Below are 23,970 nucleotides of genomic sequence, written 5' to 3'. Positions count from 1 at the left end.
GGTCCGCTCCTTCCTAGAACAGGTCTTTGGTGCCGAAGCGGCGGATGTAGATGAGCACCAGAATCAGGATGCAGATCATGAGGATGACGCTCAGCGCCGCCGCCCCCGGGTAGTCGATCACCTTGAAGAAGCGGGAATCGATGACCTGCCCAATCATGGAGGTATCGCGGTTGTTGCCCAGGATCGCGGCGTTGACGTAGTCGCCGGCCGCCGGGATGAAGGTCAGCAGCGTGCCGGCAAAAACACCCGGCATGGCCTGCGGCAGCGTGACCTTGGCGAAGGTGCGCACCGGGGAGGCGTACAGGTCCCCCGCCGCCTCAAGCAGGCGTACGTCCAGCCGCTCAAGGCTCGCGTAGATGGGCAGCATCATGAACGGCAAGAAGTTGTACGTGAGGCCGCAAATCACGGCGAAGGGGGTGGCGGTGAGTGAGGCGTCCTGCGGCAGGATCGCCACGGCCTTCAGGGTCTGGGCGATGAACCCCTCGTCCGCCAAGATCTGTTTCCAGGCCTGCGTGCGCAGGATGAAGCTGGAGAAGAACGGTGCCACCAGCAACACCAGCAGCACGCCCTTGAGCAGCGGCTTGCCGCGCAGGCGCACGGCCACCAGGTAGGCCATGGGGAAGGCGATGATCAGCGCGGCGATGGTCGCGATGAGCGCAAAAACAAACGAGCGCACCAGCACGGGCCAGTAGTGGCCCAACATGTCCCCGTAGGCCGCCCAATTCCAGCCGGGCACAAACTCGCCAATCTCCGCACCCTCCGGCTTCACGAAGAGGGACATGCTCAGCAGCACCACCACGGGGGCCGCAAAGAACAGCGCCATGTAGGCCATGCCAGGCAGGATCAGATACAGGCCCATGCGGCCCTTCTTCTTCTCCACCTTGATCTCTTCCGCGCTGCGCAGATCGCGCGGCTTCTTGGGGGCCGGCCCGCGCGGCTTGTCCAGGCTCACGCTCATGACGCGTCCACCCCGGCGCTCAGGTCATCCTCGCGGTCAAGCCCAAAGGTGTACTCCGGCTCCCAGGACATGCGCACCTCATCCCCCGGCTTGGCCGGGTCCTGACCCAGGTTCTGCGTGAACGTCCCCACGGTGCCGATCCCGGGGACCTCCACCAAGTACTCGGTGCTGACGCCGGTGAAGGAGGCGTCAAGAACGGTGCCAAGGAGCTGATTGCCCGCGTGCTCAAAGCCCTGCATATGGACCTCTGCGATGCGCATCTTCTCCGGGCGCACGCCAAGCACAATCTGCCCCTCGGTCTTTACCGCGCGGGACTTGGGCAGCTCCATACGCTGGCCTGCCACGTCCACCACCACGGAGTCCCCCGCGTCCGCCACCACGGTGCCCGGCATCAGGTTGGACTTGCCAAGGAAGTTGGCCACAAACGCGGTGCGGGGCAGCTCGTAGAGCTCGCGCGGATTGCCCATCTGCTCAATGCGGCCCTGATTCATGACCGCGACCACGTCCGCCATGGTCATGGCCTCCTCCTGGTCATGCGTCACGTGGATGAAGGTCAGCCCCACCTCCATCTGGATCTTCTTGAGCTCCACCTGCATCTGGCGGCGCAGCTTCATGTCCAGGGCGCCCAACGGCTCATCCAGGAGCAAGACCCGGGGCCGGTTCACCAGCGCCCTGGCCAGCGCCACGCGCTGCTGCTGCCCGCCGGAGAGCTGGGCCGGCTTGCGATTGGCCAGGTGCGCCAGCTCCACCATCTCCAGGCCAGCCTTGGCCTGGGCCATGGCATCGCGGACCTTCTTCTGCTTCAACCCAAAGGCCACGTTGTCGATGATGCTCAGGTGCGGGAAGAGCGCGTAGGACTGGAACACCGTGTTCACGGGGCGCTTGTGGCTGGGCAGCTTGGTTACATCGTCACCGCCGATGCTGATGGTCCCGGCCGTGGGCGCCTCCAGCCCCGCGATCATGCGCAGGGTGGTGGTCTTGCCGCAGCCGGATGGCCCCAGCAGCGCGATGAATGTGCCGGAGGGGATGGTGAGATCCATCTCCTCCACGGCCGTGAAGTCCGCGAAGTGCTTGGAGATGCCGCTCAGGACCAGGTCGGCGCCGCTGCCGGGAATCGGAGCCGACGGCTGGGCCTGGTGGGTGGTGATGGTGGTCATGTCAGCTTCCATTCACTTCGTGGAACATGTTTAAGAGATCAGGCCCCGATGGCCGTCTGGAACTTGAGCGTGTAGTCGCTCTCCTCCGGCGGGGTGAGAGACCTGAAGACGTGCGCATGACTCAGGTCCTGCTCCGAGGGGAAGATGAGCGGATTGTTGACGAGCTCGGGATCCAGCTTCTCCATGGCCTCCTTGGCGCCCTTCACCGGGCAGATGTAGTTCACGTACTGGGCCACCAACGCGGCTACCTCTGGCTCGTAGTAATAATTCATGAGCTTCTCGGCGTTGCCCTTTTGCTGGGAGGCCATGGGGACCATGAGGTTATCGCTCCACAGGGTGCCGCCGGATTCCGGGACCACAAACTCCCACTGGTCCCCGTTCTCCGCATTGAGCTGGGTGATGTCCCCAGACCAGACGATGCCCGCCAGCGCATCACCGGAGATGAGGTCCTCCTTGTAGGAGTTGCCCTGCACCTTGCGGATCTGTCCGTCCTGGATCTGTTGGGTCAGGGTGTCTAGGGCGGTGTCGAACTCCTGATCCCCCCAGGTCCGGGCAATGTCCACGCCCTGATCCAGCATGATCAGCCCCATGGTGTCCCGCATTTCATCCAGGGCGGTGACGCGGCCCTTGAGCTCCGGGGCCCACAAGTCAGAGACGCTCTTGAGGCCCTTGGGGTACTTGGCCTTGTTCCAGCAGATGCCGCCGTAGCCGGTCTGCCAGGTCACCGAGTGCTTGCGCCCCAGGTCAAAGTCCACATCCTTGAGGTTCTGAAGCATGTTCTTGTCCACATTGGGCAGCTTGGAGTGATCCAGTTCCTGGACCCAGCCCTGGCGGATCAGGCGGCCGGCCATCCAGTCCGTCAGCGTGATGATGTCCCGGCCCGTGTTCAGGCCCCTGGAAAGCTGGCCCTGCACCTTGCCGTAATACGTGTCGTTGCCGTCCACGTCCTCTGAGTAGTTGACCTTGATGCCGCTGCGCTTGGTGAAGGCGGCAAGGGAGGGGTACTTCCCGTCATCATCCGCATCGAGGTAGAGAGTCCAGTTGGCCCAGTTCAGCTCCTTCTGGGACGCCGACAGGTCCTGAGCCGGGCTGAGTTTGGCGCCGGCGCCTTTGGGTTTGGTTCCGCAGGCCGCAAGGAGGGCCGCGAGCCCAAGGCCACCGGCCCCGGCCAGCACGCGGCGGCGGGAGACGGCGTTTCGGGCCAGGCGTTGGCTGGCCAGTTGAGCGGTGATCAGCTCACGCACCAGCGGGTCCCCGGGCAATTCCTGGGGCATAGCGCGGCGTCCGCTCATGGTTCCTCACTCTCCCGATACAGGTCTGGCCCCCTGAGGGATCACAGCGATCATGGCAGAGACGTGCGTCACAACTCAATAGCAATCGTCGTAAATGTTTGGAGTCAGAAATGATTCCGTTGTGAGTCACGGGTTCCGCAACTGATTGCACTGGGCTAGGCTCGGTGGTGTGCCCCATCACATCCAGTCGGGGCTGCAGGAGGTAGATCACAGATGTCCCATCCGCCCGCGCCGCACTCCGGCTCCGAGCTCGCCTTCGTGGACACCACCAATAAGGCGATCATCGAGCAGTTGCAGGAGGACGGCCGCCGCTCATACTCAGCCATTGGCAAGGCCGTTGGCCTGAGCGAGGCGGCAACACGGCAGCGGGTACAGCGTCTCATCGAGGCGCAGGTGATTCAGGTGGTGGCCGTGACCGATCCCACGCAATTGGGGTTCGCACGGCAGGCCATGATCGGGATACGCACCCGCGGCGACATGCGTGCGGCGGCGGATCTCATTGCGCAGTTCCCCGAAGTGGATTACTGCGTGGTGGTGGCTGGCCACTATGACGTCCTGGCAGAGGTCGTGGCGTCGGATGACCAAGACCTCCTACGCATCATCAACCACATTCGTAGCGTCGACCAGGTGGAATCCACCGAGACGCTGCTTTATCTCTCCCTTCGTAAACAGACCTACAACTGGGGTACAAGATGACACTGACCAACGGTTCCAACAACCTCACTCCGGCCGGCACTCCTCGCCACGAGGCGGCTCGCGATCACCTGTGGATGCACATGGCACGCCACTCCAACATCGTGAACAACAACGCCAAGATCCCCACGATTGTGCGCGGCGAGGGCCACCACATTTTTGACGACGCGGGCAAGAAGTACATTGACGGCCTGGCCGGCCTCTTTGTGGTCCAGGTGGGCCACGGCCGCAAGGAGCTGGCGGAGGCCGCTGCCAAGCAGGCGGAGAAGCTGCCCTTCATGCCGCTGTGGTCCTACGCCCACGAGCCGGCCATTGACCTGGCCGAGCGCCTGGCCAACTACGCTCCCGGTGACCTGAATCGCGTGTTCTTCACCACCGGTGGCGGTGAGGCCGTTGAGTCCGCCTTCAAGCTGGCCAAGCAGTTCTGGAAGCTGCAGGGCAAGCCGGGCAAGACCAAGGTCATCTCCCGCGCGCTGGCTTATCACGGCACCCCGCAGGGCGCCCTGGCCATCACCTCCCTTCCGGACATGAAGACCCCGTTTGAGCCGCTGGTTCCGGGCACCTTCCGCGTCCCCAATACCAACTTCTACCGAGCCCCGGAGGCCTTCTCTGAGAACGAGGAGGAGTTTGGGTACTGGGCCGCTGAGCGCATCCGCGAGCAGATCGAGTTTGAGGGCGCGGACTCCATCGCCGCCGTCTTCCTTGAGCCGGTGCAGAACTCCGGCGGCTGCTTCCCCCCTCCCCCCGGGTACTTCCAGCGCGTGCGCGAGATCTGCGACGAGAACGACGTGCTCCTGGTCTCCGACGAGGTCATCTGCGCCTTTGGCCGCGTGGGCTCCATGTTTGCCTGCCAGGACTTTGGCTATACGCCGGACATCATCACGTGCGCCAAGGGCATGACCTCCGGGTACGCACCCATCGGCGCCATGATTGCCTCCGACCGTCTCTTTGAGCCGTTCACGAAGGGCGAGACGACCTTCTACCACGGCTATACTTTTGGCGGTCATCCCGTCTCCGCTGCTGTGGCGCTGGCCAACCTGGACATCTTTGAGCGCGAGAACCTGAACCAGCGCGTGAAGGACAACGCCGCTGCGTTCAAGTCCACGCTCTCTCAGCTCCTCGACCTGCCCATCGTGGGAGACGTGCGCGGTGCCGGTTACTTCTACGGCATCGAGCTAGTCAAGGACAAGAACACCAAGGAGACCTTCAACGAGGACGAGTCCGAGCGCCTGTTGCGCGGGTTCCTCTCCACCGCCCTGTATGACGCCGGCCTGTACTGCCGCGCTGATGATCGCGGCGATCCGGTGATTCAGCTGGCACCGCCGCTGACGATTGGTCAGCCGGAGTTCACGGAGATCGAGTCCATCCTGCGCTCGGTCCTCACAGAGGCTCAGAACCACATCTGATCCATGCAACACCTGCCGGGTTCCGGTGCAGCCCTGCTGCACCGGTTCCGACCCCGGCACACCATCCGGACTCTCCCGGAGCATCGCAAAGGACGCGATAGCCATGCCCAGCGGCCACAACACTCCCGACCGCGAGCACGCCACGACCTACGACAGGGTGGAGGCAGAGATCCCCACGGGGCGTATCGACGCCTCACTCGAGGCCGTCTCTCACACCCCCTACTGGCTGGATGACCCCGGCCGCCCGGCGCCGCTCCCGGCGCTGGAGGGTGAGGTCAACACAGACCTTGCCGTGGTGGGTGGGGGCTTCGCGGGCCTGTGGACCGCACTGCGAGCCAAGGAGCGCGACCCGCACCGCGGCGTCGTGCTCCTTGAGGGCCAGCGGATCGGCTGGGCCGCCTCAGGGCGCAACGGCGGCTTCTGCGATGCGTCCCTGGTGCACGGCGAGGCCAACGGCCTCAAGCACCTGCCAGAGGAGTACCCGCTCCTGGCGCAGCTTGGCCTCAAGAACCTGGAGGAGATGGGGCAGAGCATCGCCCGCTACTCCATGGATTGCGATTGGGAACGCGTCGGAACGCTCAACGTGGCCGTCAACCCCCACGAGGTGGAGTGGATCCACGAGATGGCCCAGGGCCCCCAGGACCCGGATCTGCTGGACGCGGAGGGCGTGCGCGCCCAGATCAACTCTCCCCTCTTCCTAGCCGGGTACTGGGACCGGCCGGAGACGGCGGTGCTGAACCCGGCCAAGCTCGCCTGGGAGCTGCGCCGGGTCTGCCTTGAACTTGGCGTGCAGATTCACGAGTACTCCCAGGTCACCTCCATGGAGGAGGACAGCGAGGGCGTGGTGTTGGCGGCGGCCAATGGGCGGGTGCATGCCGCGCGCGTGGCGCTGGCGACCAATGTGTTCCCCTCGCTGATCAAACGCAACCGGCTCTTCACGGTGCCGGTGTATGACTACGCGCTGATGACGGAGCCGCTCACCCAGGAGCAGGAGGATGCGCTGGGGTGGGAGAACGGGCAGGGCCTGGCGGATCTGACCAATCGCTTCCACTACTCCCGCACCACCCGCGATGCGCAGGGGCGCCTGCGCATCCTGTGGGGCGGCTACGACGCCGTGTACCACTTTGGCCGTCAAGTGCGCCCGGAGTATGACCATCATGAGGAGACCTACCGCAAGCTCGCGGCGCACTTCCTTGGCACCTTCCCGCAGTTGGGTGAGGTCAAGTTCTCTCACGCGTGGGGCGGCGCCATCGATACCTGCAGCCGCTTCTTCTCCTTCTTTGACACCGCCTTGCACCAGAAGGTGGCCTCGGTGGCTGGCTTCACCGGGCTGGGGGTGGGCGCCACGCGCTTTGCGGCGGACGTGATGCTTGACCTGCTCTCAGGCCAGGAGACGGAGCTGACGCGCCTGAAGATGGTGCGCAAGAAGCCGTTGCCCTTCCCCCCGGAGCCGGTGGCGTGGATGGGCGTGCAACTCATGACGCGCGGCCTGATCAAGGCTGACCGGAATGAGGGCAAGCGTGGGCCGTTCCTGAAGGTGATGGACGCCGTGGGCATGGGGTTTGACTCATGAACCCCGGCAACGGCCACCTGAACGGTCAGTTGGTGGTGGACGCCAATGCCTGCCCCGTGCAGTTGGAGGCGCTGCCCCCCGAGGAGATCCTGACCGGCGCTCCCCAGGCGGGAATCGCCGAGTTGGGCACCCTGGGCGGCGCCGAATACGGCCTCTGGGAGATGAGCGTGGGGACCGCCACGGATGTGGAGGCGGACGAGGTGTTTGTGGTCACCGCTGGAGAGGGCACGGTGCTGATTGCGCCGTTCGGGGGCGCGCCGGCGCGCACCCTGCACCTGATCCCCGGGTCCATCGTGCGCCTGCACGCTGGCATGCACACCACGTGGACGGTGACGTCCGCACTGCGCAAGGTGTGGTTCGCGCCGCACACCCCTGAGATGGCCTAACCTCTGACACTGCTTAACCACAGGAGCATCACCATGACCTACAGCTTTGATCAGGGCCACCAATTCATCAACGGCGCCTGGCGCGTCGGCGGTGGCGAGGGCGGGGATCGGGTGAACCCGGCGACCGCCCAGGTGGCCGAATATGTTGACTACGCCTCGGAGCAAGACGTGAACGACGCCGTTGCGGCCGCCAAGGCGGCCTGGCCGGCGTGGGCGGCGCTCACCCCGGGCGAGCGCAGCGCGCACGTGGCCGCGCTGGCCAAGGAGTTGGACGCGCGGGCGGAGCTGCTGGCCGCGGTGGAGACGGCGCAGACCGGCAAGACCCTGCGCATGTCTGCGGAGTTTGATGTGCCGGGCACCGTGGACAATGCGGAGTTCTTTGCCGGGGCCGCGCGCCACCTGGCCGGCCTGGCCGCAGCGGACTACGTGGGCAATACCACCAGCTTTGTGCGCCGCGAGTCCATCGGCGTGGTGGGCTCCATCGCGCCGTGGAACTACCCGCTGCAGATGGCGGCGTGGAAGATCCTGCCCGCCATCGCGGCCGGGAACACCATTGTTCTGAAGCCGGCGGAGATTACCCCGGGCACCAGCCTGCTCTTTGCGGAGGCGGCCACGGCTGCCGGGTTGCCAGCCGGCGTCGTGAACGTGGTGGTGGGCCGCGGCACCCTGGTGGGCGCGCAGCTGGTGCGCCACCCGGATGTGCGGATGAGCTCCTTCACTGGCTCCACCGCGGTGGGCCGCCAGATCATGTCCATGGCCTCAGAGAAGGGCATGCGCGTGCACCTGGAGTTGGGCGGCAAGGCCCCGCTGGTGGTCTTTGCGGATGCTGACGTGGAGGCTGCGGCGCAGGGGGCCGTGGGTGGCTCCACCATCAACGCGGGCCAGGACTGCACGGCGGCCACCCGCGCCTATGTGCACTCCTCCGTGTTTGAGAAGTTCACGGCGCGCGTGGCGCAGCTGATGGACGCCATGGTGGTCGGTGACCCGCAGGATCCTGACACGGACATGGGCTCGCAGGTCTCCCAGGTGCACCGCGACAAGATCGCCGGGATGGTGGACCGTGCCCGCGAGGCCGGCGCCACGGTCCTGGCCGGCGGCACTATCCCGGAGCTGGACGGCTACTTCTACCGCCCCACCCTGATCGTCGATTGTGCGCAGGACTCGGAGATTGTGCAGGACGAGGTGTTTGGTCCAGTCCTGGTGGCGCTGCCCTTTGAAACGGAGGAGGAAGCCTACGAGTTGGCCAATGACACCCCGTACGGCCTGGCCGCCTCCGCCTGGACCCGCGACGTGAACCGCGCCATGCGCGCCTCCAGCCGCATCCAGGCCGGTTGCGTGTGGATCAACGACCACATCTCCATCCTCTCGGAGATGCCCCACGGCGGGTACAAGGACTCCGGCTTTGGCAAGGACATGAGCATGTACTCCTTCGAGGAATACACGCAGGTTAAGCACGTCCTGATCAACCAGGAGGAGGGGCCCCGCCGCGCCTGGCAGGACACCGTCTTCACCGACCGCACCGCCAAGTAGGGCCTCGCCATGCGCAACGGGGAGGTCTCCTTCTGGTTCTCCCAACTGGATCCGGAGCCGCCCCGTCCCGCCCTCGACGGGGACCTAGACGTGGACGTGGCGATCGTGGGCGCCGGCTACACAGGCCTGTGGAGCGCCTACTACCTGGCCAAGGCGGATCCCGCTCTGCGCATCGCCGTGCTGGAGGCCCATCATGTGGGCTACGGCGCCTCCGGGCGCAACGGCGGCTGGGTGGCCAACTCCATCACCGGCGGGCGTGAGGATGACGCCAAGCGGGTGGGGCGCGCCACGGTGGGCCGCTTCCAGGAGATCTTTAACGAGGCCGTGGACGAGGTGGGCCGGGTCTGCGCAGCCGAGGGCATCGACGCGCACTACGTGAAGGGCGGCGAGCTCCTGGTGGCCCGCAATCCCGCCCAGCTGGGGCGCCTGCTGGCGGAGGCCAAGCATGAGGAGTCATGGCCGGAGGATGAGGCCGTGCTGCTCAGCGCGGCGGAGACCAATCAGCGCGTCAGGGTCGCGGGAGCCCTGGGCGGCATGTACGTTCCCCACTGCGCCCGCATCCAACCCGCGCGTTTGGCACGCGGCCTGGCACACGCCGTCGAGCGCTTGGGTGTCACGATCTATGAGGGCACCACCGTGCTCTCCCTGGAGGGCCGCGCGGCGGGCCAGCCCGCCGGAGCGCTCACCGCCAGGGCAGTGACGGATCGAGGTACGGTGCGCGCGGCGCAGCTGCTGCGCTGCACCGAGGGTTTCACCGCGTCCATCAAGGGCCTCAAGCGGGACTGGCTGCCCATGAACTCCTCCATGATCGTCACCGAGCCGCTCGGGGACACGCTGTGGGAGGAGATGGGCTGGCAAGGCGCGGAGACGCTGGAGGACATGGCCCACGGCTACGTGTATCTGCAGCGCACCAAGGACGGGCGCATCGCGATCGGCGGGCGCGGCAAGCCGTACAAGTACGGTTCGGCGACGGACCTGGACGGGGATACTCCCCCGGAGACCGTAGCGGCGCTGAGCCGCCAACTGCACTCCATGTTCCCGGGCACCACTGGCGTGGGGATTGAGCACGCGTGGTCCGGCGTGCTTGGCGTGCCGCGCAATTGGAAATCCACCGTGGGCCTGGATCCTGCCACGGGGCTGGGCTGGGCCGGCGGCTACGTGGGCACCGGCGTCACGGCCACGAACGTGGCCGGGCAGACGCTTGCGGACCTGGTTTTGGGCTGGGACACTGAACGGGTCCGCATGCCGTGGGTGAACCGCACAGTGCGCAAGTGGGAGCCGGAGCCGCTGCGCTGGATCGCGGTGCATGCCATGTATGCGCTCTTCTACGGCGCGGACAGATCAGAGGACAGGCGCGGCTCGACGACGCGTTGGTGGGCTCACGCTGCCAACGCCCTGTCGGGGCGCGGGCACTAAAAAAACCACCACCCTTTTTGACGAAAGCGGGATCCCACCATGTACGCAACCCCCACCCGTCCCATGACGCAGGCCGAGCTTGATCTGATCTGCCAGGTCTGGGCAGACAACGGCAGCGATGACCCCACGGATCAGTGGCTGGAGCTGTGGGACGGCGGGGACGCCGACGAGTACCCTGAGCAGCGCGACGCCATCCTGGCGGTGGCCACCGCGGTGGGCCTGGAGACGTCCATGAAGAAGGGCGTGCTCATGGTGCAGAAGACCCAGCAGTTGCACGACGAAATCGGTCAGAAGTGGGCCTAGCCGCCGTAGCGCCTCGCGGGCCGGGCTTCTTCCACGCCGCGGTCGCCGGGGCTACCGTGGAAGCATGAGCAACCCCGAGCACCTCGAGTACGCCGTGGAGTCCGTCACCATGGATGGGCGGGCGGTGCGAACCGGCCAGTGGACGTTTGTGCAGCTGCCCGCCCACCCGGCGGCCGGCGCGCTCATTGTGCCCAACGGGGTCAGCAATAACCCCCGTTTCCGGATCCTGGCCGTGGACGGCCCGGTCTGGAGCACGGAGGACACCGGCATTCGAACCATGGAGTGGAGCGCCGATGAGGGCGCCCGCGCCGTCACCGACCTCACGGTGGACTGCTTTGCCGGGGAACTGGTGGTGCGCACCGACGGCCCCGTCACCACCGTGACCAACCGCGGGGTCGTCACGACCCTGCGCCGCGCGGCGCCCGCCGTCGTGCAGGTCTAAGACCCGCTCAGCACTCCACGATGTTGACGGTCAGCGCGCCGTTGGTGGCCAGGCCGCCGCGCGCGGTCTCCTTGTACTTCTCGCTCATGTCCTTGCCGGTCTCGCGCATCGTGATGATGACCTCGTCCAGGCTGACACGGTGGTCGCCGTCTCCCATCATGGCCATGCGTGAGGCGTTCACGGCCTTGGCGGAGGCAATGGCGTTGCGCTCGATGCAGGGGATCTGCACCAGCCCGCCGATGGGATCACAGGTCAGGCCAAGGTTGTGCTCCATGGCGATCTCCGCGGCGTTGGCCACCTGCTCCGGCGTGCCACCAAGCACCTCCGCCAGGCCGGCTGCGGCCATGGAGGACGCGGAGCCGACCTCGCCCTGACAGCCCACCTCCGCGCCGGAGATGGAGGCCTGCTTCTTATACAGATTGCCGATCGCGGCGGCGGTGAGCAGGTAGCGGCGCACCTGCTCGCGCTGCACACCCTCCTCCTTGCCGCGGCAAGCCTTGGCGTAGTGCGTGGCGTAGAAGCCCACCGCGGGGATGATGCCGGCGGCGCCGTTGGTGGGCGCGGTGACGATGCGGCCGCCCGTCGCGTTCTCCTCGTTGACGGCCAGCGCCACGAGGTTGACCCACTCCTGCCAGTACTCAAAGTCGCGGTTGGTGTCCTCCGCGAGCAGGCGGGCGTGCCATTCCGGTGCCCGACGGCGCACGTTGAGTCCCCCGGGCAGCGTTCCGGTCCTGCTCAGGGCAGATTCCTTGCAGGCCTCCATCACGTCCCAGAGGTGGTCGATGCCGGCCTCTACTTCCTCCCGCGTGCGGGAGGAGGTCTCGTTGGCCATCGCGACCTCGGAGATGCTCAGGCCATGGCGGGTGCACTGCTCCAGCAGCTCCACACCGGTGTTAAAGGGATAGGGCTCCGCAACCTCGAGGTGGCCGCCCGTCTGCGCGGCGCCCTCACCCTGACGCTCAATGAAGCCGCCGCCGATGGAGAAGTAGGTCTCGTCCGCCAGCACGGCACCGCTCGCATCCAAGGCCTGGATGCGCAGGCCATTGGTGTGGCGCGGCAGCACCGTCAGCGGGTGCTGGATCATGTCAGCGACGCGATAATCCAAGGCGACGCCCGCGTTCTCGGTCACCTGCGCGCCGAGCAGCAGCGGTTCCCCTGCGTCCCACGCCGCGTAGCGGGCCTCCGCCTGCTCCGGACCGATCTCCTCCACCTTGTACCCCTCCAAGCCAAGCAGGATGGCCGGGAAGGTACCGTGGCCGCGGCCAGTCGCGGACAGGGAGCCGTAAACGTCCACCTTGAGGCCGGCGACGCTGGGCAGGGTGGCCTCCTGTGCGAGTCGCTGGACAAAGTCCGCGCCAGCGCGAAGGGGGCCCACGGTGTGGGAGGAGCTGGGGCCAAGGCCCACGGAGAAGAGATCGAAGATGCTCAGGTACACGGGGTGCACTCCTTGCCTAACGGGGTCCGAACACCGATCGGTGCCGGGAGAAACGCCCCGAGGTGGTTGTCCCCGGGGCGTTCTGGCGATGACGGTGCGGCCGGGGCCGCGCCTCACCTGGTCAATCAGTCGACGACGTTGCCGCCGTTGGCGGAGGCGTACTCGGAGGCCGTGAGCAGCGCGCCCTCGGTCTCTACCTCCACCGTGAACAGCCAGCCGGCGTTGTACGGATCAGAGTTCAGCAGCGCCGGATCATCGATCGCGGCCTGGTTGACCTCGACGACGGTGCCGGAGACGGGCGAGTACAGATCCGATACCGACTTGGTGGACTCCACCTCACCGCAGGTGGTGCCGGCCACCAGCGCGTCGCCGACGGCGGGCAGGTCGACGTAGACCACGTCGCCCAGCGCATCGGCTGCGACCTGGGAGATGCCGACGCGGGCGGGGGTGGACTCGTCGATCCACTCGTGCTCTGCGGAATAGCGAAGGCTGGACTTAACGGCGCTCACGATGGGGCTCCTGACTTCAGGTATTGGGGGCTGGCTGAAACGGGTGGGCTCCGGGGCGGAACACCCCGTTGCTGAAAAGACTACTTCTGACGCGAGTAGAACGGCAGTGCGACAACCTCGAAGGGCTCTGCCTTGCCGCGCAGATCCGCATCAACCACGGTGCCGGGCTCGGCGTGCTCCACGTCGAGGAAGGCCATGGCGACCGGGTAGCCGAGGGTGGGCGAGGGCTGCCCTGAGGTGACCTCACCGATCACCACGCCATCCTTGGAGACGGCGTAGCCCTGGCGCGCCGCGCGGCGGCCCAGGCCCTTCAGGCCCACCAGCTTGCGGCCGGTGGTGCTGCCGTGGCCCGCGGCCTTGGCGGCCTCGAAGGCCTCCCGGCCCACAAAGCGCTCCTCCTTCTTCAAGGAGACCACGGGGCCAAGCGAGGCCTGCAGCGGGCTGATGCTCAGGCCAAGCTCGTTGCCATAGAGCGGCATGCCAGCCTCCAGGCGCAAGGAATCGCGGGCGGCCAGGCCGGCCGGGATGAGGCCGTTTTCGGTGCCCGCAGCCAGGACGGCGTCCCAGAGGGCGCCGGCCTGGGCGTTGGGCACGTACAGCTCAAAGCCGTCCTCGCCCGTGTAGCCCGTGCGGGCCAACAGGATGGAGAGGCCAGCGATGCTCACCGTGGCGGCCGCGTAGTACGGCATGTCCCGAATGGCGTCCTGGTCGCTCTCCGGGGCAAGCCCCAGCAGGAGGGCCTCCGCGGCCGGGCCCTGCACCGCGACAAGCGAGGTCTCATCAGACTCGTTGACGACCGTCACGTCGAAGCCGGCCGCGCGCTCGGTGAGTGCCTCAAACACCACGGGGGCGTTGCCCGCGTTGGGAACCACCAGGAACTCGGTCTGGTCCAGGCGGTAGGTGATCAGGTCGTCGATGATGCCGCCGTCCTGGGCCAGGATCATGGAGTACTTGGCCTTGCCGACCTTGACCAGGGCCAGGTTGCCTGCCAGCGCGGTGTTCAGGAACGCCGCGGCGTCCGGCCCGCTGACGCGCACCTCTCCCATGTGGGAGAGGTCAAAGAGGCCGGCGGCCTCGCGGACGGCCTTGTGCTCCGCCAGCTCGGAGCCGTACCGCAGGGGCATGTCCCAGCCACCAAAGTCGGTGAAGGACGCCCCGAGGGCCTCGTGCTGCGGGTGAAGTGCGGTATGACGGGAGATGGTGCTCATGTGCTGCTCCTCAGGCTCAGGTCTGGTGGTCTTGGAGTGGCGGCGCTTAGGCGCCGGCTTCCTCGAAGGCCTCGGGCGGGGGGCAGGAGCAGATCAGGTTGCGATCTCCCGCGGCCTGGTCAATGCGACCCACCGGCGGGAAGTACTTGTCCTGGCGCTTGGTGTGACCTGGGAAGGCCGCCTGCTCGCGGGTGTAGGAGCGCTCCCACCCGGAGTTGATGACCGTCGCGGCGGTGTGCGGAGCCTGACGCAACGGTGAGCCCTCCAGCGTGTGCACGCCGTCGGCCACCTCATCGATTTCCGCACGAACCGCGAGCATCGCGTTGATGAAGCGATCCAGCTCCCCCTTGTCCTCTGACTCGGTGGGCTCCACCATGAGGGTGCCGGCCACCGGGAAGGCCAGGGTGGGGGCGTGGAAGCCAAAGTCCACCAGGCGCTTGGCCACGTCCTCCGCCGTCACGCCGGTCTTGGCCGTGAGCTCGCGCAGGTCAAGGATGCACTCGTGTGCCACCAGGCCGTCCTTGCCCGTGTACAGCACGGGGAAGGCCTCGGTGAGGCGGCGGGCCACGTAGTTGGCGCCAAGCAGCGCGTTCTTGGTGGCCTCCGTCAGGCCCTCGGCGCCCATCATGGCCACGTAGGCCCAGGAGATGGGCAGCACGCCGGCGGAGCCAAAGGTCGCGGAGGCGACCGGGGCGCCCGTGCGGGAGTCCATCTCCTCAGAGGAGCGGTGGATGGAGGACCCGGGCAGGAACGGCAGCAGGTGCTCCGCCACGGCCACCGGGCCCACGCCGGGGCCGCCGCCGCCGTGCGGGATGCAGAAGGTCTTGTGCAGGTTCAGGTGGGACACGTCCCCGCCAAATTGACCCGGCTGGGCCAGGCCAACCAGGGCGTTCATGTTGGCGCCGTCGATGTAGACCTGCCCGCCGGCGGCGTGCACCTTGGCGGTCACGTCCACCACCTCCTCCTCATACACGCCGTGCGTGGAGGGGTAGGTGATCATGATCGCTGCGATGCCGTCGTGGTGAGCGGCAATCTTGGCGTCCAGGTCCGCGGTGTCGACGGTGCCGTCATCCGCGGTGGCAACCACCACCACGCGCAGGCCTGCCAGCACGGCGGAGGCCGCGTTGGTGCCGTGGGCGGAGGCGGGGATGAGGCAGACGTCGCGCTCGGTGTCGCCGTTGGCGATGTGGAAGTCGCGGATGGCCAGCAGGCCCGCGTATTCACCCTGCGAGCCGGCGTTGGGCTGCAGCGAGACGCCGGCGTACCCGGTGATCTCCGTGAGCGCGTCCTCCAGGTCCGCGATCAGCTCGCGCCAGCCCATGGTCTGCTCGGCGGGAGCAAACGGGTGGATGCCCGCAAACTCAGGCCACGTGATGGACTCCATCTCCGCGGCGGCGTTGAGCTTCATGGTGCAGGAGCCCAGCGGGATCATGGTCCGATCCAGCGCCAGGTCGCGATCGGAGAGGCGGCGCAGGTAGCGCATCATCTGCGTCTCTGAGCGCATGCTGTGGAAGATCTGGTGGGTCATGAACTCGGAGGTGCGCTCCATGCCGGCCTGGGAGCCGGTTTCAGAGCGCACGACGGCGTTCGCGGCCTGGGCGGCTGCGTCGCCTTCCGCACCGAGCACCTGGGCGATGGCGCGCACCAGCGCGTCCACGTGGGCGGCCGTGGTGGCCTCGTCAGCGGAGACGGACACCGTGTCGGCGTCGATGCCACGGATGTTGATCCCGGCGGCGTCCGCGGCGGCGACCAGCGCGGCTGCCTGACCCGGGGCGCTCAGGCGCACCGTGTCAAAGAAGGAATCGGTGAAGAGCGTGGCGCCCGCGGCCACGGCGCCGGCGGCGATGGCCTCTGCGCGGCCGTGCACGCGCTGGGCAATCGCCTTGAGGCCGCCCGGCCCGTGGTAGACCGCGTACATCGAGGCCACGACGGCCAGCAGGGCCTGAGCCGTGCAGATGTTGGAGGTGGCCTTCTCGCGGCGGATGTGCTGCTCGCGGGTCTGCAGGGAGAGGCGGTAGGCGGGCAGGCCCGTGGCGTCCTTGGAGACGCCCACCAGGCGGCCGGGCAGGTTGCGCTCCAGGCCGCTGCGCACCGCCATGTAGGCGGCGTGCGGTCCACCGAAGAAGAGCGGGACGCCAAAGCGCTGGGTATTGCCCACGGCCACGTCAGCGCCCTGCTCGCCGGGAGGCGTGATCAGGGTCAGGGAGAGGATGTCCGCGGCGACGGTGACCTGGGCCCCGCGCTCGTGGGCTTCCTTGATGAGGGCGGAGTGGTCCGCGATGCGGCCGGAATCGCCGGGCTGCTGCAGCACAATGCCGCTCAGCTCGCCCTCCGGAAGGCCCTTGGACAGGTCCGCAACCACCACCTCAAAGCCCAGGGCCTTGGCGCGGCCCTGGACCACGTTGATGGACTGCGGGTACAGGTCCGCGTCCAGCACCGTGATGGCGTTCGGCTTGGCCTTGGTCACGCGGCGCATGAGCAGCACGGCCTCTGCCACGGCGGAGGCTTCGTCCAGCAGGGAGGCGTTGGCGATGGGCAGGCCCGTCAGGTCCTCCACCATGGTCTGGAAGTTCAGGAGGGCCTCAAGGCGGCCCTGGGAGATCTCCGGCTGGTAGGGCGTGTAGGCCGTGTACCAGGCAGGATTCTCCACGACGTTGCGGCGGATCACGGCGGGCGTGAGGGTGTCGAAGAAGCCCTGCCCAATCATCTGTGCGCGCTGCACGTTGCGGCCGGCGTACTCCTTGAGGCGGGCCAGGGCCTCGTCCTCGCTGAGCGGGGCGGCCAGATCAAGCGGGCGCTTGGCGCGGATGGAGGCGGGGACGGCGGCGTCGACGAGCGCGTCGAGCGAGCTGTAGCCGAGGGCCGCGAGCATCTCCTCGCGATCATCCCCCTGGGGGCCGATGTGGCGATCGGCGAAGACGGATTCGTGGACGGTCATCGTTGCTCTCCCGGGGACTCAGTGGGGCAGTGCGATGCATCCCGGCACCGGGATACGTCCTCCCCACCCTGTATCCGGACCTGAGAGATTCCGCGCCCAACTGCGAGCGCTTGCACCGTCGGTGGGTCCGGACCGGCACGCCGGCGGACCGCTTTCCAGGGTTGCCTCTCCACAGCGGTGCGGGTGCCTGAGAGTTTCCCGGGGAGGGATTGCTCCTACGGCGCCCACCCATGCGGGGCGGGACTCTCCCGCTGCGGGTCGACAGCTTGCTCACGCGCGATCTCTGCTCGCGCGCTCACGCTGACCAGTCTACGACGAGCGGTGTCTGCTGCGCCACATTGCGGGCGGGCGCTACTCCTTGGTCGCGGAGCCCCGCTTCTGGCGGGCCCTGCGCAGCAGGTACAACGCCACCAGGTCGGCGACCAAGAGCCCGCCCGCCACCAGCAATCGCATCTCAAGCGAGAAATCGGCAAAAGTCATCGCGATAAACACGATCACCGGGGTCGTCACCAGGACGGCCATGAGTACGGCCGGGTTCGCCGGTTGTGGCTCCGAGCCCTTTGCTTCCATAGTGAGTGCTCCGATCGTGACGTTCGCTTGAGGGGACCCAGACGGAGCCTAGCGGGAAACGGTCCCGTCCGCGCCAAGGCTGATCCACTCCGGGTACTTGGCGCTGAGCCCGTCGCCGGAAGAGGTGCCCTTGAGGCGGCGCTGCACCCACGGGCCCATGTAGTCCACGGCCCACTTGCTGGTGTCCCGGGCGGACTCCACCCTGTTCATTTGTGGGCGGGTCAGCGGTTCCGGGTCCTTGCCCTCGAGTGGCTGCCCCATCACCCCCAGCACCCGGCGGCTCATCAGCTCGTGGCCGCGCTCGTTCATGTGGAGGCGGTCCACGGCCCAGTAGCCCAGGTCAGAGAATTCGCGCCAGCGCCAGTAGTCGGCCAGCTCCGCACCGGTCACGTCCGCGACCTCCCGGATGCGCTCGTTGTAGAGGGCGGTGCGGCCCACCAGGGTGCCAAAGAGCGCCGACTTGGAGGCGTCAAAGCCCGTGAAGATGATGACGCGCGCGCCCACGTCCTGCAGCCGGCGCACCGCCCCGGCGTAGCCAAGCACCAGCTGAGTGATGTCCACCTTAGGCCGCATGATGTCGTTGCCGCCGGCATAGAGAGTGACCACGGTGGGGCGCAGCTTCACCGCCGCGTCGATCTGCTCCGAGAGCACCTGCGGAATCTTCTTGCCGCGAATCGCGAGGTTGGCATAACCCCAGCCCTCGCCGCTGGCGCAGAGTTGCTCCGCTACGCGGTCCGCCCAGCCGCGCACCTCATTGGGGCGCGTGGGGTCGGGATCGCCAACGCCCTCCGTGAACGAGTCTCCAAGGGCCAGGTATCGCTGCGAAAATTCCACGGGCCCAGCCTAAACCCGGCCGGGTGGCGCAAAGTCACGCCCGGCCCGCAGTCCTATCCCAGCGGGGGCACAGGATGGCACTGAAGGGTAGAGACATGAACTTCCCCCAGCGGCTCCTCCTCGGAGTGGCATCGGTCGGCCTCGCCGCCGCAGGCGCACTTGGACTCTCCACCAGCACGCCGAGCACCACCGCCTCCTCCGTCACCCCCACCTCAAACACCGGGCTTGGCGGCTCGACGACGCTTGGCTCGGTCGGAACGCACACCGGCGTCAGCACCACGGGGAGCGGCTGGCGCGCCGTCGGCTCCGGAACGCTTCTCAGCGGGCGAACCGCGGAGATCACGGCCAGGGTGAGCGCCCGCTCCGCTGGCACATCGACACACCTCGCGGAGGCGGCGGCATGACCACGATTGGCGACGAACCACAGCTGGAGCAGCAACCCCACTCGGCCGTTCCCGGCCTGAGCGGCCAGGCTTTTGAGGTGCGCGGCGTTCGGCTCAGCGTGGACACCCCCGCGGACCCGGAGGAGGCGCTGGCGGCTGCGGAGGCCGTGCGGCGCCTCGCCAACGAGACCGCGCCGCGATGGGAGCTCACTCCCGGCACCCTGGGCTCCGCGAGCCTGCGCGCCCGGGTCCTGGACGAGGCTGGCGCCTTGTTGGACCAGCTGGGTTTGGTGCACTGGGCCCTGACGGCCGACGGCGATGTGCTGGCTTCCGGCTCGGCTCACCCCCGCCGCGCCCCGGCGGCGGATGAGGCGCTGACCCCGTTCTTTGGCACGCCGTGGCGCGCGGCCGTGGAGGATGCGGGAGGACGGCCGGTGGCTCATGTGGGGCTGGCGGGCACACCCGGCTGGCCGGCGGCCCTGGTGGTGCGCCACCGCGGCCTGGAGGATCGCTACCGCATGGTCGCCGTCCTGGCCTCCTCCGCCCAGGAAGCGGACCTGGTCGCTGATCTGCTTCTCTCCCACCGTTCCTGGGACGAGTCCTCGGAGGCCGCGGTGACGGTGCGCGGCGCAGCGGCCCTGATCGCGCGCCACGAGGGGATCATGGTCAGCGAGGCCTGGCCTCAGGCCGGGCAGCCCTGGGCGCCGCGAAGGGGCTAGCTGGCCATCTGGGACATGAGCGCCTGGCGCACCGCCACCGTGAGGCGCTGCGCCAGCGTCCCGTTGCCGCCCGGCTGGGGCACAAACGGGAGGTACGCGAAGGACACGCCCCACGCCGGATCGGCAAAGGCCAAGGACCCGTTGGCTCCGTCGTGGCCCACGGCCTGGGCGGAACCGAAGTCAAAGGCGGGGTTGGAGCGGATGAATCCCAGGCCAAAGCTCTGGGTAGAGCCGGAGGCGCAGTCCACGCCGAACACGCGCCCGCGCCCCACCTCCGCCACGGTCTGCGCGCTCAGGACCGGCTCACGCACCGCTCCGTCCACCTCCAGCCCGGTCACTGCCCCGGCGAACACCTGCGCCAAGCCGCGGGCACTGGCCACGCCGCCCACGGAGAGCGGGGCCTGTTCCCGCACCGCGCGCAGATTGGGCACCTGCAACAGGTTGTAGGTGCGCTGACCCTGCTCGTCGATGAAGCCCGCCGTGGAGTTCAGCGAGAGCCCCTGCAATCCGAACGGGTCAATGAAGGCCGGGGGCATCTGCACCTCGGGAATGGGGCGGTAGCGGTGCTCCTGCTCCTGGGGCAGGCCAAGCCAGGCGCTGGCCGCCACGGGCGCGCGCAGCTCCTCCTCGAAGATCTCTTGGGCGGTGCGCCCCGTGATGCGGCGGACCAGCTCCTCCACAAAAACGCCAAAGGTCATGGCGTGATAGGCCACGGCGGTGCCCGGCTCCCAGGCCGGAGCCATGTCTGCCAGAACCGCGGCGGCCCGCCGGGAATCGAGGTAGTCCTCGATGGCCAGGCCGCCGTGCACTCCAAGCAGTCCGGCCTGATGACTCAGGAGCTGCTCCACCGTGACCGCTTCCTTGCCCGCGGCGGCAAACTCCGGCCACAGGGAGGCCACCGTGGCGCGCGGGTCCAGCTGCCCACGCTGGACCAGCAGGGCGATCACCAACGAACCCAGCCCCTTGGAGATGGAGAAGATGCCGGTCATGTCCTCCGTGCCGAGCCCCTCACCTACGGCCAGGTCCACCACGGGCACCCCGCCCACCATGACGCTTAGTTGAGCGCGCTGGTGCGGATCCTGCTCCGCCGCCTGGGTCAGGAGGGCGGCGACGCCCTCGAATCCGGGGGCAATCAGGCCTTGCTGCATGAAGTGAATCCTCTCGAAATGAAGATGAAGCGGGCAGTGCAGGCGTCAGGAGCGGCGGCTAGGCCAGCACGGTCTCCTGGCGGAAGAAGCAACGCCAGCGCCCGTGTTCTAGGCGCCACCAGGAGGTGATGACGGAGCCCTGCGCGCCGCGATACACCCGGTATGCGAGCTGGACTAGCTCCGGCGTGGTGGCATCCTCGGCCAGCCGTTCCACCCCGTCCACGGCCGGGCGTGCGGCCTCCGCGGCGCTCAAGGAGTCGCGATCCAGCAACGTCCCGTTGGCCCCCACGGCCCGGAAGGCCGGCGAGAGCAGGAAGCGCAGCGTCTCGGGATCGGAGCGTTCCACGGCGTCCATCACCTCTGCCTCGAGGGTCAGGGCAATCTGCGCCGGGTCCGCGAGCGACCCCGTCCCCTGGTCCAGGCCCTCCAAAGTGGCGCTGTCAGCGGGAGCCGACCCAGCGGCGTCGGGCGCTGACGGTGCCGGCACCTCACCGTCCGCCACAAAACCCGGGCCAGCGTCCGGGGCCTTGCCCGCCTGGTAGGCGGTGGCCGCGCCGCGCGCGCGGTCATCCGCGGCCTCGTTGAGGGGGTGGCCTGCATGACCCTTGACCCACTCAAAGGAGACGGTGCGGCCCACCAACGCCGCGTCAATGTCCTTGAGCAGGTCCAGGTTCAGGACGGGCTTGCCGTCCGCCTTCTTCCAGCCCTTCTTCTTCCAGCCCTTCATCCACTTGGTGACCGAGTTGATGACGTACTGCGAATCGCACAGGATCTGCAGCGGCTCCTCGGCGCGGTGCGCGGTGGAGTGCAGCAGGTCAAGCACGGCCATGAGCTCACCCATGTTGTTGGTGCCGTGCTTCCACCCGCCGGCGTGCCAGCTGGAATCGTTCATGTACCAAGCCCAGCCGGCAGGGCCCGGATTACCCAGGGCGCTGCCGTCCGCCGCCGCGATGATCGTCATGTTTCTATGCAATCACAGGAGCCCGACGCCGCGCAGTTGCGTCCTCCGCGCCGGTTCAGGCCGGGTAGAGCGGGTTATGCCCGGCGGCCACGCGCTCTGCGGCGCGCACCGGCCCCGGCGCGGTTCCCTTGCCAAAGGGATTCCCGCCCAGCCGCTCGCGCTGGTGCGGCTCCAGCCAGCCGGAGAGGTCCGGGCCAAGCGGCACAATCTGCGTGGGATTGATGTCCTCGTGGACCACGTAGTAGTGGCGCTTGATCTGCTCAAAGTCGATGGTGTCGCCAAAGCCGGGGGTCTGGAACAGGTCCCTGGCGTAGCCCCACAGCGCCGGCATCTCCTCCAGCTTGTTGCGGTTGGTCTTGAAGTGCCCGTGATAGACGGGATCAAAGCGGGCCAAGGTGGTGAAGAGGCGCACGTCCGCCTCCGTGATGCTCTCCCCCATCAGGTAGCGGCGCGTGGAGAGGCGCTCCTCCAGCCAATCCATGGCCACCCAGAGCCGCTCGTAGGCGGCGTTGTAGGCCTCCTGGGACCCAGCGAAACCGCAGCGATACACGCCGTTGTTGACCTCCGTGAAGATTCGCGTCATCACGGGCCACATGTCATCCAGCAGCTCTGCGGGCAGCAGATCCGGGGCGCCCTCGCGGTGGAACTGCCGCCACTGGGTGGAGAGGTCCAGCGTGATCTGGGGGTAATCATTGGTCACCACGGCGCCGCTTGGCACGTCCACGATGGCAGGCACGGTGATGCCACGCGGGTAGTCAGGGAAGCGCTTGAAGTAGTTCTGCTGCACGCGCTCGGTGCCAAGCACGGGGTCCACGCCGCCCGGATCCAGATCAAAGGTCCACGAGCGGGCGTCATGCGTGGGGCCGGGCAGGGCCACGGAGAGGGCATCCTCCAGGCCAAGCAAGCGGCGCACAATGAGCGTGCGGTTGGCCCACGGGCAGGCGCGGGCGGCCACGAGCCGGTACCGCCCTGCCTCCACGGGCCAGGCCGTGGCGCCGGGAGTGAGGCCAGCGCCCACGGTGCCAACCTTGGATGGGCCGGGCGCTGGCGCGGCCAGGATGGCCTCCGGATCCGCCACGATCCTGTCCTCGATGTAGTTGGTATCCCGCGCAAACTCGTCGCCGGAGTGGACGTACGCGCCCTTCGTTGAGTGCTCTGGGGAGTGCTTTTCCTGGCTCATCAATGCCTCCTGGCGTGCCCGGCTGTGATCGCCGCGGCCCGCGCGCATGGTGGGTGTCCCGCTGACGTTGTTGTCTTGAGTCTCCCGTGAGATGATTGACACGTCAACATCGAGGAGGTCGTTGTAGTGCACGTCGCAGAACAAACCGCAGTAGATCCGCTCCCCACCTTGGAGCGCTCAGATGCGTGCGCAGGAGTCACCCGCTGGCTCAGCGAAGAGGAACAACAGACCTGGCTCGCCGTGCGCGAGTTCATGTGGGGCTACCCACCCGCACTCGACCGCCAGCTCAGCCAAGACGCCGGGCTCTCCACCGGAGAGTATTCGGTGCTCTCCACGCTCTCTGAGGCGCCGGGGCGCCAGTTGCGAGCCGGGGACGCCGCGGCGGACCTTGGCTGGGAGCGCAGCCGACTCTCCCACCTGCTGCGCCGCATGGAGGCCAAGGGGTTCATCGAGCGCGTGGCCTCGCTGTGCGACAAGCGCGGGCATGACGTGCACCTGACGCAGCTGGGCTGGGAGGCCATCGAGGCCGCCGCCCCGCAGCACGTCACCTTCATCCGCGAGACCCTCTTTGACACGCTCACCGTGGAGGAACAGCGCGCGTTGGCCAGTGCCCTGCGCAAGGTGCACCAGGCCGCGAACCGGGCAAACTAACCGGGCAGGCGGGCGGGCCTGATCAGCCGGCCACCCAGGCCAGGCCGCGCTGATCCAGCCCCTCGTCCAGCTCACGCATGGCCTTGGGGCCCACGCCGTGCAGAGCCGCGACGTCCGCCCGCTTCTGCCCGCTGAGCACCGCCCAGGTGGCGAACCCGGCCTGGATCAGGGCCCTGGCGGCCGGCCGGCCAATCTCGCGCGGGAACTCCGTCAGGTCCGCCGCATGTTCCTGTTCACTCATGCGGCCGAGCCTAGACGGGCGCTCACCCCCGCGTCAG

Annotated in this window: 24 protein-coding genes and 2 riboswitches; of the genes, 11 read left to right on the top strand and 13 right to left on the bottom strand. The window is 67.8% G+C overall.

Going from position 1 to position 23,970, the window contains the following annotated elements:
* Positions 1-13: 13 nt before the first annotated feature.
* Genes DWQ67_RS09805 through DWQ67_RS09795 form a run of 3 tightly spaced genes read right to left on the bottom strand, consistent with a single transcriptional unit; the run spans position 14 to position 3,407 of the window.
* Positions 14-958: an ABC transporter permease gene (locus tag DWQ67_RS09805; RefSeq protein ID WP_121485412.1), complete on the bottom strand. Its 945-nt coding sequence runs from the start codon at positions 956-958 to the stop codon at positions 14-16.
* The gene (locus DWQ67_RS09800) at positions 955-2,115 is read right to left on the bottom strand and encodes an ABC transporter ATP-binding protein (RefSeq protein ID WP_121485411.1); all 1,161 of its coding nucleotides are present in this window, start codon (positions 2,113-2,115) and stop codon (positions 955-957) included. The genes DWQ67_RS09805 and DWQ67_RS09800 overlap by 4 nt, the downstream gene beginning before the upstream one ends.
* 38 nt (positions 2,116-2,153) lie before the next feature.
* Entirely contained in the window at positions 2,154-3,407 is a 1,254-nt protein-coding gene (locus DWQ67_RS09795) for a polyamine ABC transporter substrate-binding protein (RefSeq protein WP_121485410.1), read from the bottom strand.
* Positions 3,408-3,620: 213 nt separating this feature from the next.
* On the opposite strand from DWQ67_RS09795, the gene DWQ67_RS09790 reads away from it, so the two are divergent.
* The 8 genes from DWQ67_RS09790 (at position 3,621) to DWQ67_RS09755 (ending at position 11,156) form a co-directional block, all read left to right on the top strand.
* The gene (locus tag DWQ67_RS09790; RefSeq protein ID WP_121485409.1) at positions 3,621-4,103 is read left to right on the top strand and encodes an Lrp/AsnC family transcriptional regulator; all 483 of its coding nucleotides are present in this window, start codon (positions 3,621-3,623) and stop codon (positions 4,101-4,103) included.
* Complete coding sequence (locus DWQ67_RS09785) at positions 4,100-5,506, top strand: aspartate aminotransferase family protein (protein ID WP_121485408.1); 1,407 nt, start codon at positions 4,100-4,102, stop codon at positions 5,504-5,506. The genes DWQ67_RS09790 and DWQ67_RS09785 overlap by 4 nt, the downstream gene beginning before the upstream one ends.
* A gap of 103 nt (positions 5,507-5,609) precedes the next feature.
* A complete protein-coding gene (locus DWQ67_RS09780; protein ID WP_121485407.1) occupies positions 5,610-7,079 on the top strand; it encodes an NAD(P)/FAD-dependent oxidoreductase in 1,470 nt (489 codons plus the stop codon).
* Positions 7,076-7,465 (top strand): cupin domain-containing protein, encoded by a 390-nt coding sequence (locus tag DWQ67_RS09775; protein WP_121485406.1) that lies wholly within the window; start codon positions 7,076-7,078, stop codon positions 7,463-7,465. Before DWQ67_RS09780 ends, DWQ67_RS09775 begins: the two co-directional genes overlap by 4 nt.
* A 33-nt stretch (positions 7,466-7,498) precedes the next feature.
* Complete coding sequence (locus DWQ67_RS09770; protein WP_121485405.1) at positions 7,499-8,995, top strand: aminobutyraldehyde dehydrogenase; 1,497 nt, start codon at positions 7,499-7,501, stop codon at positions 8,993-8,995.
* Positions 8,996-9,004: 9 nt separating this feature from the next.
* Positions 9,005-10,411: an NAD(P)/FAD-dependent oxidoreductase gene (locus DWQ67_RS09765; RefSeq protein ID WP_121485404.1), complete on the top strand. Its 1,407-nt coding sequence runs from the start codon at positions 9,005-9,007 to the stop codon at positions 10,409-10,411.
* A gap of 39 nt (positions 10,412-10,450) precedes the next feature.
* Entirely contained in the window at positions 10,451-10,714 is a 264-nt protein-coding gene (locus DWQ67_RS09760) for a hypothetical protein (RefSeq protein WP_121485403.1), read from the top strand.
* Between the two features lie 64 nt (positions 10,715-10,778).
* Entirely contained in the window at positions 10,779-11,156 is a 378-nt protein-coding gene (locus DWQ67_RS09755; RefSeq protein WP_121485402.1) for a hypothetical protein, read from the top strand.
* Positions 11,157-11,163: 7 nt separating this feature from the next.
* On the opposite strand, the gene DWQ67_RS09750 is transcribed toward DWQ67_RS09755, so the two are convergent.
* The 6 genes from DWQ67_RS09750 to DWQ67_RS09725 all read right to left on the bottom strand — a co-directional run bounded on the left by DWQ67_RS09750 (position 11,164) and on the right by DWQ67_RS09725 (position 18,650).
* A complete protein-coding gene (locus DWQ67_RS09750; RefSeq protein WP_121485401.1) occupies positions 11,164-12,591 on the bottom strand; it encodes an L-serine ammonia-lyase in 1,428 nt (475 codons plus the stop codon).
* A gap of 125 nt (positions 12,592-12,716) precedes the next feature.
* Entirely contained in the window at positions 12,717-13,100 is a 384-nt protein-coding gene (gene gcvH, locus DWQ67_RS09745; protein WP_121485400.1) for a glycine cleavage system protein GcvH, read from the bottom strand.
* 80 nt (positions 13,101-13,180) lie between these two features.
* A complete protein-coding gene (gcvT, locus tag DWQ67_RS09740; protein WP_121485399.1) occupies positions 13,181-14,308 on the bottom strand; it encodes a glycine cleavage system aminomethyltransferase GcvT in 1,128 nt (375 codons plus the stop codon).
* Positions 14,309-14,354: 46 nt separating this feature from the next.
* Positions 14,355-17,246 carry an aminomethyl-transferring glycine dehydrogenase gene (gene gcvP, locus DWQ67_RS09735; protein WP_121485398.1) on the bottom strand — a complete coding sequence of 964 codons (2,892 nt, stop codon included), beginning with the start codon at positions 17,244-17,246 and terminating at the stop codon, positions 14,355-14,357.
* A gap of 58 nt (positions 17,247-17,304) precedes the next feature.
* Positions 17,305-17,411: riboswitch (glycine riboswitch) on the bottom strand.
* A riboswitch (glycine riboswitch) is annotated at positions 17,412-17,507 on the bottom strand.
* 90 nt (positions 17,508-17,597) lie between these two features.
* Positions 17,598-17,816 (bottom strand): hypothetical protein, encoded by a 219-nt coding sequence (locus tag DWQ67_RS09730; RefSeq protein ID WP_121485397.1) that lies wholly within the window; start codon positions 17,814-17,816, stop codon positions 17,598-17,600.
* 48 nt (positions 17,817-17,864) lie between these two features.
* The gene (locus DWQ67_RS09725) at positions 17,865-18,650 is read right to left on the bottom strand and encodes an SGNH/GDSL hydrolase family protein (protein WP_121485396.1); all 786 of its coding nucleotides are present in this window, start codon (positions 18,648-18,650) and stop codon (positions 17,865-17,867) included.
* Between the two features lie 95 nt (positions 18,651-18,745).
* On the opposite strand from DWQ67_RS09725, the gene DWQ67_RS09720 reads away from it, so the two are divergent.
* Positions 18,746-19,054 carry a hypothetical protein gene (locus DWQ67_RS09720; RefSeq protein ID WP_121485395.1) on the top strand — a complete coding sequence of 103 codons (309 nt, stop codon included), beginning with the start codon at positions 18,746-18,748 and terminating at the stop codon, positions 19,052-19,054.
* Complete coding sequence (locus DWQ67_RS09715; protein WP_121485394.1) at positions 19,051-19,752, top strand: hypothetical protein; 702 nt, start codon at positions 19,051-19,053, stop codon at positions 19,750-19,752. Before DWQ67_RS09720 ends, DWQ67_RS09715 begins: the two co-directional genes overlap by 4 nt.
* Here the strand turns inward: DWQ67_RS09715 and DWQ67_RS09710 are convergent.
* The 3 genes from DWQ67_RS09710 to DWQ67_RS09700 are packed head-to-tail and all read right to left on the bottom strand — an operon-like array spanning position 19,749 to position 23,041.
* A complete protein-coding gene (locus tag DWQ67_RS09710; RefSeq protein ID WP_121485393.1) occupies positions 19,749-20,900 on the bottom strand; it encodes a serine hydrolase domain-containing protein in 1,152 nt (383 codons plus the stop codon). The two genes, DWQ67_RS09715 and DWQ67_RS09710, sit on opposite strands and share 4 nt — an antisense overlap.
* A gap of 58 nt (positions 20,901-20,958) precedes the next feature.
* Positions 20,959-21,861, bottom strand: coding sequence for an RNase H family protein (locus DWQ67_RS09705; protein WP_121485392.1), 903 nt, complete (start codon positions 21,859-21,861; stop codon positions 20,959-20,961).
* 55 nt (positions 21,862-21,916) lie between these two features.
* A complete protein-coding gene (locus DWQ67_RS09700; protein WP_121485474.1) occupies positions 21,917-23,041 on the bottom strand; it encodes a glutathione S-transferase family protein in 1,125 nt (374 codons plus the stop codon).
* A 126-nt stretch (positions 23,042-23,167) separates the two neighbouring features.
* Between DWQ67_RS09700 and DWQ67_RS09695 the strand changes: the two genes are divergently transcribed.
* Entirely contained in the window at positions 23,168-23,692 is a 525-nt protein-coding gene (locus DWQ67_RS09695) for a MarR family winged helix-turn-helix transcriptional regulator (protein WP_233556030.1), read from the top strand.
* Between the two features lie 22 nt (positions 23,693-23,714).
* Here DWQ67_RS09695 and DWQ67_RS09690 read toward each other — a convergent pair whose 3' ends face one another.
* On the bottom strand, positions 23,715-23,933 hold the full coding sequence (locus DWQ67_RS09690; protein ID WP_121485391.1) for a helix-hairpin-helix domain-containing protein: 219 nt from the start codon (positions 23,931-23,933) through the stop codon (positions 23,715-23,717).
* Positions 23,934-23,970 lie beyond the last annotated feature (37 nt).

Origin of the sequence: Galactobacter caseinivorans (assembly GCF_003640665.1) — a bacterium.
In the GTDB taxonomy this organism is placed as follows: domain Bacteria; phylum Actinomycetota; class Actinomycetes; order Actinomycetales; family Micrococcaceae; genus Galactobacter; species Galactobacter caseinivorans.
The sequence above is the reverse complement of the archived record's forward strand: the minus strand, read 5'-3'. Positions and strand labels throughout refer to the sequence as shown.

Coding starts and splice junctions, on each gene's coding strand:
- gcvT (WP_121485399.1), bottom strand. CDS start 14,308: ATGAGCACCATCTCCCGTCATACCGCACTTCACCCGCAGCACGAGGCC.
- DWQ67_RS09785 (WP_121485408.1), top strand. CDS start 4,100: ATGACACTGACCAACGGTTCCAACAACCTCACTCCGGCCGGCACTCCT.
- DWQ67_RS09715 (WP_121485394.1), top strand. CDS start 19,051: ATGACCACGATTGGCGACGAACCACAGCTGGAGCAGCAACCCCACTCG.
- DWQ67_RS09705 (WP_121485392.1), bottom strand. CDS start 21,861: ATGACGATCATCGCGGCGGCGGACGGCAGCGCCCTGGGTAATCCGGGC.
- DWQ67_RS09790 (WP_121485409.1), top strand. CDS start 3,621: ATGTCCCATCCGCCCGCGCCGCACTCCGGCTCCGAGCTCGCCTTCGTG.
- DWQ67_RS09720 (WP_121485395.1), top strand. CDS start 18,746: ATGAACTTCCCCCAGCGGCTCCTCCTCGGAGTGGCATCGGTCGGCCTC.
- DWQ67_RS09700 (WP_121485474.1), bottom strand. CDS start 23,041: ATGAGCCAGGAAAAGCACTCCCCAGAGCACTCAACGAAGGGCGCGTAC.
- DWQ67_RS09760 (WP_121485403.1), top strand. CDS start 10,451: ATGTACGCAACCCCCACCCGTCCCATGACGCAGGCCGAGCTTGATCTG.
- DWQ67_RS09775 (WP_121485406.1), top strand. CDS start 7,076: ATGAACCCCGGCAACGGCCACCTGAACGGTCAGTTGGTGGTGGACGCC.
- DWQ67_RS09730 (WP_121485397.1), bottom strand. CDS start 17,816: ATGGAAGCAAAGGGCTCGGAGCCACAACCGGCGAACCCGGCCGTACTC.
- DWQ67_RS09755 (WP_121485402.1), top strand. CDS start 10,779: ATGAGCAACCCCGAGCACCTCGAGTACGCCGTGGAGTCCGTCACCATG.
- DWQ67_RS09780 (WP_121485407.1), top strand. CDS start 5,610: ATGCCCAGCGGCCACAACACTCCCGACCGCGAGCACGCCACGACCTAC.
- DWQ67_RS09690 (WP_121485391.1), bottom strand. CDS start 23,933: ATGAGTGAACAGGAACATGCGGCGGACCTGACGGAGTTCCCGCGCGAG.
- gcvP (WP_121485398.1), bottom strand. CDS start 17,246: ATGACCGTCCACGAATCCGTCTTCGCCGATCGCCACATCGGCCCCCAG.
- DWQ67_RS09800 (WP_121485411.1), bottom strand. CDS start 2,115: ATGACCACCATCACCACCCACCAGGCCCAGCCGTCGGCTCCGATTCCC.
- DWQ67_RS09805 (WP_121485412.1), bottom strand. CDS start 958: ATGAGCGTGAGCCTGGACAAGCCGCGCGGGCCGGCCCCCAAGAAGCCG.
- DWQ67_RS09765 (WP_121485404.1), top strand. CDS start 9,005: ATGCGCAACGGGGAGGTCTCCTTCTGGTTCTCCCAACTGGATCCGGAG.
- DWQ67_RS09710 (WP_121485393.1), bottom strand. CDS start 20,900: ATGCAGCAAGGCCTGATTGCCCCCGGATTCGAGGGCGTCGCCGCCCTC.
- DWQ67_RS09770 (WP_121485405.1), top strand. CDS start 7,499: ATGACCTACAGCTTTGATCAGGGCCACCAATTCATCAACGGCGCCTGG.
- DWQ67_RS09795 (WP_121485410.1), bottom strand. CDS start 3,407: ATGAGCGGACGCCGCGCTATGCCCCAGGAATTGCCCGGGGACCCGCTG.